Source organism: Alkalihalobacillus alcalophilus ATCC 27647 = CGMCC 1.3604 (assembly GCF_000292245.2).
Taxonomy (GTDB): Bacteria; Bacillota; Bacilli; order Bacillales; family Bacillaceae_D; genus Alkalihalobacillus; species Alkalihalobacillus alcalophilus.
Genome location: NZ_ALPT02000114.1, coordinates 1 through 10,500 on the forward strand (window position 1 = coordinate 1; position 10,500 = coordinate 10,500).

At 33.7% G+C, this 10,500-nt stretch carries 7 protein-coding genes; 1 reads left to right on the plus strand and 6 read right to left on the minus strand.

Features of this window, described 5'->3' with window-relative positions:
• Positions 1 to 306: 306 nt before the first annotated feature.
• From BALCAV_RS19465 to BALCAV_RS19485, 5 genes are all read right to left on the minus strand, one after another.
• A complete protein-coding gene (locus BALCAV_RS19465) occupies positions 307 to 1,446 on the minus strand; it encodes a tetratricopeptide repeat protein (RefSeq protein ID WP_003321594.1) in 1,140 nt (379 codons plus the stop codon).
• 96 nt (positions 1,447 to 1,542) lie between these two features.
• Positions 1,543 to 1,851, minus strand: coding sequence for an STAS-like domain-containing protein (locus BALCAV_RS19470; RefSeq protein ID WP_003321593.1), 309 nt, complete (start codon positions 1,849 to 1,851; stop codon positions 1,543 to 1,545).
• Positions 1,845 to 2,750, minus strand: a complete 906-nt coding sequence (locus BALCAV_RS19475) for an ATP-binding protein (protein WP_003321592.1) — start codon at positions 2,748 to 2,750, stop codon at positions 1,845 to 1,847. The genes BALCAV_RS19470 and BALCAV_RS19475 overlap by 7 nt, the downstream gene beginning before the upstream one ends.
• A gap of 205 nt (positions 2,751 to 2,955) precedes the next feature.
• Positions 2,956 to 7,659 (minus strand): DEAD/DEAH box helicase, encoded by a 4,704-nt coding sequence (locus tag BALCAV_RS19480; protein ID WP_003321591.1) that lies wholly within the window; start codon positions 7,657 to 7,659, stop codon positions 2,956 to 2,958.
• Between the two features lie 574 nt (positions 7,660 to 8,233).
• The gene (locus tag BALCAV_RS19485) at positions 8,234 to 8,464 is read right to left on the minus strand and encodes a helix-turn-helix domain-containing protein (protein WP_003321590.1); all 231 of its coding nucleotides are present in this window, start codon (positions 8,462 to 8,464) and stop codon (positions 8,234 to 8,236) included.
• Positions 8,465 to 8,821: 357 nt separating this feature from the next.
• Between BALCAV_RS19485 and BALCAV_RS21350 the strand changes: the two genes are divergently transcribed.
• Entirely contained in the window at positions 8,822 to 9,298 is a 477-nt protein-coding gene (locus BALCAV_RS21350) for an HIRAN domain-containing protein (protein ID WP_003321589.1), read from the plus strand.
• Positions 9,299 to 10,121: 823 nt separating this feature from the next.
• Here the strand turns inward: BALCAV_RS21350 and BALCAV_RS22475 are convergent.
• Positions 10,122 to 10,500: hypothetical protein (locus tag BALCAV_RS22475; protein ID WP_040324268.1), on the minus strand; the 379-nt coding region annotated here is incomplete at its 5' end.

Below are 10,500 nucleotides of genomic sequence, written 5' to 3' on the forward strand. Positions count from 1 at the left end.
AAATACTGCTTTGTAACATGTTTAACATCAGTTAATAAATGCTTATTAAACTCGCTTCATAATAGACTTCTTTTATTTAGAAAGGTAACATCTTTAACCTAAATTAGGAGTAACACAGGATTATGTTCCCCATTTGTTGCTCCTCCTTTATCAAAGTTTTATTTGGTAAATAGCCTTTATTAAATGATCTCAGTCATTATCACTTAAGAATTGTATTTCTTATCTTTTAAAAGATTGAATAAAATGAAAATAACCAAAAGCCCATATATCAGGCTTTTGGTTATTTGGATGGTGGTCAATTTATGATCAAATCTTAAATTCGTCATTGTCAAAAATGTCACCGATCTGTCCACTTAGAAGCTTTTTAAGCTCTTCCTTTGTTTCTAAACCATTTTCAATAATAAATTTATCTAAATCTTCATTAGAATGTACATGGGTTTTATATGAACCTTGTTTGATTAGGGTTAGTGTATCAATGTAAGTTGTAAATTTATTTAGTTTGAATGCAATTTTATAAGCGGAAAATAACTCTTCTAGTAAAGAATCATTTTCACGAAATGCCCAATTTTTCATTTCACTCAAAATATTATATTTAAGAAACCAGCTTTGTCTATGAAAGTTATTATTTAAAATTGCCTTATTAACATAATCTAGCGCAAAATCCAATGACCTGTTTTCTTTTTGTAAATGAATATGTGCAAGTTCATAATATACTTTGTATTTTTTTTCTGTATCTTCATGGTTTAGCGCTTCTTTATAATATCTTTCTGCATTAATATAATCCTCTATAGCTGAGTAGCAGCTTGCAGCATCCATAAATACATCTAGTAAGTCAAATTCTTTTTCCATTCCACTTTGTTTAATAACTTCTATACCCTGTTTAAAGGTTAAGGATGCCTTCTCATATTCTTGTGCCTTTTTTTGGTTTTCTGCTTTCAGTAATATTGATTGAGCATTTGCTGTTACTGCAATATTATTTGTGTTTTCAATTAATTTATCAACGCGTTCTTCAGCCAGTTTTAAAACCTCAATTTTAACCTTTTGTTCTATTTCTGTTCTGGCGTTGTGCACAGAATGTTCAATTTTTTGTGTATATATTTCCTGAAGACTTTCCTTCAATTGGCGGCTACTGTTAAATTGATAAAACGCTATTACTATTACAACTATAGAGAAAAAAATGGCGGCTGCAACGATAATATAATAAATATACTTCATAGCATGATCAGTTGTAGTTATTATTTCAGATATTACGTCTTTGGTGTTACTTTGTTGTGCATTAGGATCGTCCTGATTAACTAATTGTTCTTCAATGAACTGTTCAACGTTAAACTCAGTAGAAATATTTTTTCCGAGTAAAATCAACAAACACCAAATTATAATTAATGTTACTAATAAAATAATAAGTCTTGAGATTAATTTTTTTTCATTCTTATCAAACATTTGCATGGTTTTTCCCTCTTGTTTCCAGTAATAACTATTATTTTAACAGTCATCCATTTTCACTACAATAAAAAAAGATGCTACTGTTTAGCATCTTAAGGCTTATACATTCAATAATCTTTTTTTAAAACTTACCTCTGTATCAAAACGCAACTTTATCATTTTATTTATTTGGTTATTCGAATCCACAAAACGTAATTTAGAACGTATATAATCAAACTCAAAATAGCGTAACAGTTGAATAAAGGCAGCATTAACAAAAGCGGAAGGGATTAAAGATACGCCCGAAAAGGATAGTACAACAGTTTCTCCTCTATCTAAAAACGGTTTAACTAAATTAAAGATGACTTCTCCATCCTTTTCCGTATAACAACTGTTCACATAATCTAATACTCTTAGTACAGTTACCATACAAATTCCTCCTCTTCACCTTTACTATTTGAGAATAGATTCGTTTTAAATACAATCTCAAACAAAGTACCAGGATAAAAACCCTTAGCAATAAAAGCAACATTACTTTTATTACTACTACAACTAAGTATACCACAGTTTAAGTGTATATACACTTCACCTTGATTATTTTCTAAAACGTTTTGTAGCAATATATCAAGTCCCGCTCCCCCACTTTTATCCTTCTTAGATGTAAATCCCTTTTGAACAGATTTCAATAGAGCTTCATCGTCATCAATTCCCGGACATACAGTTCTAACAGTATTAGGTATTCCAACACCAAAATCAGATACAGAAATAATGACTTCATTATTTTTTGGGAAGTGCTGAGCAAAAACACACCCAATTTGTGCCTTTGCGTGTTCCTTAATGTTGTTAAAAATCTCCAATAAACATTCACTTACATCAACTAGATACTCTTGCTCTAAATTAATAGCATTCGAAAGCCATGGAATAAATTTGTCATCCAACCAAGAATTAACATCAGTAAATGCAATATGCTCCAACTCAATAGTTGTTTCTCGAACTTCCGAAGTAGGATCAAACGAGCTCCCACAATACTTCTTAAAAAAACCGGAATCGTCCAAATACTTTATAGGATTATCTTTATTCCCTATTCTATTCAGGCACGATGAATATGATAACCTAAATTCTATATCCTTACACTTCAGCCATTCAAGTAAGTTACTTAATATTGTTACCCCAACAGGTTCTATAAAATCCAAGTCATGGAAAATAAAGTTTACAGGGTCATCTTTAACATTCAATTTTTCATCAACGATTTCACTAATCAAATAATACATTGTATTCCTATTTATTTTTGGAGGTATCAGTACATTTAGACCGTCTTTTATAAACATTTCTTAACTCCATTATTCACAGACCTATAATTATTATAGATCAAGTCCACTGCCTTAACAATATATTCCTAACGTTCATAACCATATTTTCCCCCTTCCTACTGCCAGAGAAGTTACTCCTATTTACTCTAAACAAAAATTACGCTCCATGTTATGAGCGTAATTTAACGTTTTACAAAAAGTAACTGTACACCGTTATCACTTTTTATACTTCAATTTCCAAAGGTGGTAAACTATTCACTAAATCAACTGTTTGTACAGACACATTAATTATACGAAGCAATAAATTTAAAATATACTTTTCGTCATCTGCGTAATCATTTGGATCATCTATGATTCCTGAATTTTTATCTGTTTTAACTTGGTATTGATCAATAATCCATTCAATTGCAGAGCGACCATTTACCACATATTCATATGCTCTTTCGGGGATTCTTGAAATTGTTATGTCATTATTATATATGATAGTATCAAGTACATTTCTTTTTGGATGTTTCATTTTTGTTACATTATATGAAGGATTAGGTGTATAACTAATCTTAACATCACTATATGGTGTAACTGATTCATAATTAAGATGGAGATCAATCAGCATAGATCCAATTTCTGTAAATTTGCTATAATTAGCTAAATAGGGTATCGTTGGTAATCCCTTTTGCAATTCATTATTATTAGATGCAATATATTCTTTAGAATGCAGAATCCCGTATATATAAGCAAACACATCCTCATTTGAAAGCTCTACGCCATACTTATCTTTCCAAGTTTCTATATAGTTTTGACTAATTGCAGACGGATTTTTAGTTTCAAAAAGTGAATCTTTACTTTCGTTATAGACGAGATATGGAAATCCTTGTGCGCCACCAGAGAATAAATTCAAGTCTGAAACTGTATCTGTAACCAGACAAGAAAACTCTTTCGTACCCGCTTTTCCCGGCATCATAATTACTTTGTTATTAGAATCAGGGTTGGGGAAAATCTTAGGCATCAGGTATTGCATATCTAATAATGAGTTTTCAAAGTAGAGATTTTTTTTGGTGAATGGACGATAAAGACTATTATATATTCTTCCTTTCACATACTCCAATTTCTTCTTATTATTAAAGTTTGAAATTAGTCCTCTAGTCCACTTTATTCTGGTTGGTGATGTTAATTGCTCTTTAGTCATCCCCTTTACCATACCTTCATTATAATTATCAATCATCCTATTTATGTTTTGAACTAAATTATCGCTTGAAAAATTGTATGACCAAGAATCGCGTCCAGTAGCTATACCTCTTGAATAAGTCGTAAATACCGTAGTTTTATCCTTATCTTTCTTATTACCAATTTCCACTACATTCTCTTTATCAATTCGTTGATTAATCCAATCACTATATTCATTGGGGACAATTGAAGCAAAATTTATGTTAGAAATTGTTTTCCATGAATTTAATGTTTCCAATTTTTGATCTCGAGTTAAGTAATCATCTACTTGTTTATAATGAATATTATGAGAAGTCTTACTACTATCTTTAACCATAATTACTATAGCAACTGTAGTTCTGGAACCCAAACCGAATATTTTTCCGCCTTCTTTTCTAACAGTTTCCCCTGATGTTCTCGTGTTCCCTCTCAAATTAACTATATAAATATCATTCATCTCTTTAAACAATGAATAACGTATGCCATCTGCAGCTACACCATCTATAAAAGAACCATTACTTACAAAAGCTATAATACCATTTTCACCAATTCTATCCGAGGACCATCTAAAAGCTCGAGAGTAAGAATCATATAAAAGCTGCTTATTTATGGCCGTTGAATGTGAAACATACGTTTTTTCTATCTCTTTATCTAGTTTTGGGTACTTAATATTTTGCAGATTATCGTTATTACTTCTTTGTTTTGAAGAATATGGGGGGTTTCCAACAATTGCAAAAATTGGCTCTTTGCGTTGCTTCTCTAAACGATCATTATTTTCTTCAAACAATTCACCCTCAAATGAATTTTCTTTTTCAGTAGATTGAAAAGTATCAGTTAAAACAATCCCTTCAAAAGGGATATAATTACCACCCATAATCGAGTGATATGTTTCTTCAATATTAATTGCTGCGATGTAATAACTTAAGAGTACTATTTCATTCGCGTGAAGCTCTTGCGTATATTTGCGCAATAAATCTTCTTTAGAGATTAAGCCACTCTGTAATAATCGTACGATAAACGTCCCTGTACCAGTGAATGGATCGAGCACATGAACACCTTCATCACTAATAGACTTGCCAAAGTGTTTTCTTAATACTTCGTCTACGGAACGAATTATGAAATCTACGACTTCTACTGGTGTAAATACAATTCCTAAGCGTTCGGTTGTCTCGTTGAATCCTACCTTAAAGAATTTGTCATAAAGCTGAATGATAATTTCCTGCTTTGCTTTAAGGTTATCAATTCCATCAGCACGCACACGCACACTCTCGTAGAATCCTTCTAAGCGCTTTTGTTCTTTCACAAGACCACTTTCTTCCATAACCTTCAAGACGGCGTCCATAGCTCGTGACACTGGGTTATTATTTATAAAACTATATGAACTAAACAACGCTTCAAATACCGGTCTTGTAATTAAATGTTGTGCCAACATTTCAACTGCTTGCTGGTCTGAAATAGCTCCGTTAATATTATGACGTAGCCCTGAGACAAATTTTTGAAATTCTCTGAACGTATTACTGTCCGTATCCTCTAGCATTACACGAATACGCATTATATGCTGCTGTGCAATGTCTGCAACATCCTTTGACCAATCTTCCCAGTAGCGAACATTTCCAACTTTTTTTACAATTTTTCCGTATATGGCATGTTCAAGTTCAGACCATTCCTCTTCAAACACAAGCGGTATTTGTTCACTTCCATGTATTTGGGTCAAAGAACCTTCTCCAGGTGCGTCTCCAACGCCAATAACCTGGAGTTGGTTAGGTTTGTTTTTGTTTAGTTCTAGCTTGTTAATGGTTGCGTCAAAACGCTCATCTAATGATCGTAAAGCATTTAAGACTTCCCAAACAACACGATATTTTTCATTTTTATCTAATACTGTATTTGGATCTACACCAGCCGGAATTCCAATAGGTAAAATTACATATCCGTAATCTTTTCCGTCTGCTTTACGCATTACACGTCCTACTGCCTGGGCAATATCAATTTTTGATTTACGGGGTTTTAAAAACATGACAGCATCTAAATCAGGAACATCCACGCCCTCTGTTAAGAATCTAACATTAGACAAAATACGACATGTATGATCAGGTACATCAGATTTTAACCATGAAATCTTTTTGTTCTTTTCAAGTGCATTCATAGAGCCATCCGCATGATCAACCTCTACTCGAAATGCGTTTGAATTATTGCCGCTTTCGTTAATATAAGTTTCTACAACTTCTGAAAACATGTTAGCGATTAGTTTTGATTCTCTAATGGTTCCAGTAAATGCAATCGCACGTTTCATTGGGTCTCCAAGTGTTTCATCAGAGTTACTTTTTCGTTTCACAAGACCATTCCAGCAACCGATAATTTTTGTTACATCGTCAAATTCTAATTCATCATTACGAGCTAACATTTGTTGAAACCTACGAGCAACCACTTCTTCATCTACGGCAAGAACCATTACTTTATAGTCTGTTAAAATACCTTTGCGAATAGCTTCACCAAAACCGATTCGGTAAAGTTCTTCTCCATATATTTCTGAATCATTCATATCAGCAATAACAACAGACATCTCGTCTGCTTTTTGTTTGGCATCTTCCCCATATACACGAGGCGTTGCCGTTTGATATAATCGCTTTGCCGTTTTTATGTTCTTATCACTGTGAACCTTTGTAAAAGCACTTGCTTCCTTTCCGCTTTCAGTTGCACCCGTTGTACGATGAGCCTCATCACAAATAACTAAATCAAATTCATAGAAGCCATTCTTTTGAGCTTCAATAATAACATCAATAGATTGATAAGTTGAAAATACGGTTAAAAAATCCCCCGCCAAAACACTATTCTCAATTTGTACTTGATAATCTAAAAGCTTTTTATTATCTGTTGTTGCAGGATAACCTAAATCAGCAGAAGCAATATCCTCTAACTCATTATCGCCATTGGCCTTAGTTACTTTTCTATCTGAACATACTGCAATTGAATCCATATCGAACTTTGTATCTGCCGTCCAACCACGTAAAGTCTGGGATAACAACTGAATACTTGGAACCAAATAAAGTACACGAAATATACCCTTCTTCTCATCTGCCAATTTTTCAGCAATAGCCATTGATGTATAGGTTTTTCCAGTACCAGGAGCCATAATTAACTTTCCACGGTCTACAGATTTAAATCCTTTCACTACTGCATCAATAGCAGGAATTTGATGTGGACGTGGAGTCTTTTTATCTTGAAGTTTTACTTTATCTGGATTATTAAAAGAATAAGAAGACCAATCAATTTTACTTTCTTGCAAGTCAGATAAAGCAATACGAACAATTGGCTTATCACGGAACTTCAGGGCATCATCAGCATTATTACTCCACTTATCAGTTGATGTGACAATAATTCCTTCAGCATAATATTGTTTACCTACTTCATTTAGAAACGAATCAATATGTTCTTTTCGAATTGTCGTACCTTTAGAGTAGAACTTACACTGTACTGCAATTAACTCACCAGTTTCACGTTTTCTAGCTACTAAATCGACACCCGTATCCTTTTTAGGTATATTATAATCGCTAGGAACTTCACTCAACTTCCATACTTTATCAAACAAACGGGAATACATTGGTTCCTTTTTTAAATAGACAGCAACCAGTAACTCAAATAGTGTTCCTCTATCACGTTGCTCATGTTTTTTTGTATCAATTTCATTCATTAAAGCAACAAAACTTTTATGGTTTTTTAGCTCCAAACCCCTCACCTTACTTTCATCAATAAAAATTCTCTATTTGCATTATATCAAACAAAACAAATTATCTTAGAACTTATATTATTGAATATCTCAATTGTTTTATTTTCATCTTCTTCACGTAATTCCTTAACTAGATGTGCTTATTCTTTTAATGTTGTTTCTAAATCACTATGCTCTAAACGTTATGCTCTTCTGAAGCTCACGTTCTAAAGCGATGCAGCCGCAACACCTTACGACCTTATTTTGTAGTTCAGGGTGATATTCCTGTGTTTCAACTTCTGGTGTGCAAACAATTCATCTGTTGAAATTCCAATAAAAAAGAAACTCATCTCCTAATTTCAGCGTACATCTTCTTCTATCTCGTAAAAACATAAATTGGATAGGATCCTTTTATTGGCCACACATAGTCTAGCCTCCGCTTCCATCCAGTAAAGGGTAAAGGCTACGCCCTCCCTAACGGTCGCCCTTGACTGAATGGAAGCTCCGGCTGCTATGTGGTTAGGCCAACAAAAGATTCTCTCTGTGTCACAAACACAACTTCTTCATTTCTTTTCTAGCAATTCCACGAAGCTAACTAACTATCCCCATTAACTTGCTCCACTGGCTCATATTCAACTAACTCTGAAAGTTTTATATCTAGGCTGTCGCAGATTCTAATCAATGTTTCTAGTTTCATTGTCTCAATTTGTTCCTCATGCCACAATTTACTTAATATCCCTCTGCTTATTCCTGTAATTTCACTTAAATGCGTAACAGTTTTAATCTTCTTTTGCGCCATAATTAATTGCAAATTATTCGTTAACATTCTAGTAACCTCCAATTTATATGACTTCTCGTTCTTATTGTAATCCAAAGATATCTATATGACAAATAAATAACACATTTTGTTAACTACAGTTAACAAAATGTGTTGTAAAAAGAACAAACGTTAGGTATAATATAACTATAGAAAGAAAAGATCCAAGCCTGCTGCAGCTATATCGAATACCAAGGCCAACCAAGACCCCATGTAAACACACAGTCTTATCTTATGTAAAAAGAAAGCATAACACTAAAAGAATTGAACACTTTCCTCCTACAAATATAACCACTCCATCTAATTAACTTCCAGTAACAGTGGTCCTGAGCCGATCAGGACAAATCTCTATTGGTGGGACTCAATATGGAAAATCGCAAAAGAAAATATACAACCGAGGAATTAAGAAATATCAGACGCAAGGTAATGACCATCACAGCCTATCTCATTGAGAGCAGTAAATATAACCGCAGTAAAGCTATGAAAGTAGCCTGGAATATGATTAAACAGGTCTTCTATACAAAAGTTAATGTCAGTTTCGGTAACCGTCAAACCGCCCTCAACCATCTACAACATTATAATCCCCGTCGAATTAAAATCACTCTTCAACATGAACCAACCAATCCCTTTGATCGAAATGCTATAGCCGTTATCGTAACAGTTATCGGAAAAGATTCTTATCAAGTTGGTTATATTAAGAAGGCATTTGCTGAAGTATACGCGCTCCTCCTTAAAAAAGGCCTTCATATCCAAGCAACATTTGAAGGAATTACTGGAGAAAACAAGGTACTCATTATGGTCTTAATATCGGTTATGTTATGTAATCGACTATGCTGCCTCTAGACAAAATCGTATTTCCCAGAGTATCCCTCGGTTACGAAGCACACTCCTCTCTATCTGTATAACAGCATTGGTTCAGTGTTGGATTCCCTATCCTTACACGTCTGTCGTGGGTATCGCGAGAATCTGAATCTGATTCCGTATTTAGCGAAGAATGAAGTTTATAAGGAGTAATATTTAAGCTGAGGCTCTGTAAAATTGATGCTTTTCAACTATTTCTTTTAATTAAGCAATTTCTTCTTTTAATAACTTTCAGTTTAACTTATTTTCAAATTCAATGATTATCTCGTTTACAGTTATGTTCATTTTGTCACCTCCATCATCACTTTTTATTAGAAAAATAATATATACTTTTTTCATTTACATAATAGAAAGAAATAATTTTCCGGTATCCCCTTTATATATGAAAGAAAATGTTTGTAACGATACTATATTCTAAAAACGTATAAATACCTTACTAGTGACTAGTTGCCTTTGCAAGAAGCCGTTCTTCTGGTTTTTCACTCTGACACTAGTACTCATAGGTAAGGCATCTCCTTTCAGTTGATAGCGGATAACTAACTGGAGGGTACCCTACCTCTTTTTTGTTTAGATTCTTTTACACATACTATTACACGTCATCATCTTATTTTTTCTAATGCTAAATAGTTTTCTTAATTTATCTTGTGTAACAGGATCATCCATAAATATTTTAAAATTAGGTAAAGTTGTGTCCAGAATCTATTCGCACTTTCAGCATATATTAATGCTTTTCTTGCATGTATTGATTCACCGTTCATCCCCTGAAAGAGTCTTCCAACTCATCTATGTGGTATCACTATTTCGTTCACTGATAGGCGCCACGGTTAGTCTTATTCTTATTCGCTCTTGTTCTGCTTCGTTGAGTTTGATTATGAACATTCATCCGCTCCTTGTTTAGCTCATAACTAACTCGAGCACTTTCTTCATAGTCCGTTTGTCCAAGTGGTGTATACAACCTTCCATATAGATCGGTTATCCCTTCCCCCGCTCGATCTCGTCCAATAGCCGTGCCATCATAACGATGATCAATCGCTGGTCCATTGCTTTGCATATTGTTTGCTCTTATATCTGTATTCGTGGCATCGGTTCCCACTACTTGGTTGTCATCCACACCACAACCTGAAAGAGATGCTGCCATCAAAGCTGTTAACGCAATCGAAACTGTGGTTTTTTTCAAAGTCATT